General features: G+C 75.0%; 1 protein-coding gene. It reads left to right on the forward strand.

Features of this window, described 5'->3' with window-relative positions:
* The coding region (locus ACZ6S8_RS39630; RefSeq protein WP_469463267.1) for an acyltransferase domain-containing protein at positions 1 to 1,294 on the forward strand (1,294 nt) is incomplete at both ends.

A 1,294-nucleotide genomic window follows, 5' to 3' on the forward strand; every position in this document is an offset into this window, starting at 1 on the left:
GTCGGCGGGATCATCAAGATGGTCGAGGCCATGCGGCACGGGGTGCTGCCCCGGACGCTGCACGTGGACGAGCCGTCCCCGCACGTCGACTGGTCGGCCGGGGGCGTGGAACTGCTGACCGAGCCGGTCCCGTGGCCGGAGGGCGGCGGGCCGCGCCGGGCGGCCGTCTCCTCCTTCGGCATCAGCGGCACCAACGCGCACGTCATCCTGGAGGACGCCGCCGGGATACCGGTCCCGACGGAGGAAGAGGCGACCGCCGACGGCCCGGTGCCGTTCCCGTTGTCGGCCGGTTCCTTGGAGGCGCTGCGGGCCCAGGCGGTGAGCGTCTCGGCGCACCTCGCCGCCCGGCCGGGCGCCTGGCGGACCGCTGCCCGGGCACTGGCCACGGGTCGTTCCGCGCTCGCCCACCGCGCGGTGCTGGTGGCCGGGGACCCGGCGGCGGGACGGGACGCGCTGGCCGCGTTCGCGGCCGGCGGGGACCACCCCGGGCTGGTGCGCGGCAGCGTGTCGGGACGGGTGGGCGCCGCCTTCCTGTTCACGGGGCAGGGCAGTCAGCGGGCCGGCATGGGCCGCGAACTCTACGACGCCTACCCGGAGTTCGCCGCCGCCTTCGACGCCGCGCTCGCCGCGCTCGACCCGCACCTGGACCGCCCGCTGAAGGACATCGTCCTCGGCGACGACGACACCCTGCTGCACCTCACCCAGTACACCCAGCCCGCGATCTTCGCCCTGGAAACCGCGCTCTTCCGGCTCCTGGAGGCCTTCGGCGTCACTCCGGACCACCTGATCGGCCACTCCATCGGCGAGTTCAGCGCCGCGCACGCGGCCGGGGTGCTGTCGCTGGAGGACGCGGCCCTGCTGGTCGCCGCACGCGGCCGCCTCATGGGCGCCCTGCCCACCGGCGGCGCCATGGCCGCCGTCGAGGCGAGTGAGGAAGAGGTCCGGCCCCTCCTCTCCGCCGCCGTGGACCTGGCCGCCGTCAACGGGCCGGACGCCGTGGTGGTCTCCGGCGACGAGGACGAGGTCGAACGGGTACGGACGCACTTCGCCGCGCTGGGGCGGCGCACCCGGCGGCTCACCGTCAGCCACGCCTTCCACTCCCCCCACATGGACCCCGTCCTCGACGAGTTCCGCACCATCGCCGCCGGACTCACCTTCCACACCCCCCGCATCCCCATCGTCTCCACCCTCACCGGCACCTTCGCCACCGCCGACGAACTGACCTCCCCCGACTACTGGACCCGCCACCTCCGCGGCACCGTCCGCTACCACCACGCCGTGGAAACCCTCCGCG

This window comes from Streptomyces sp. NPDC048461, assembly GCF_055587105.1.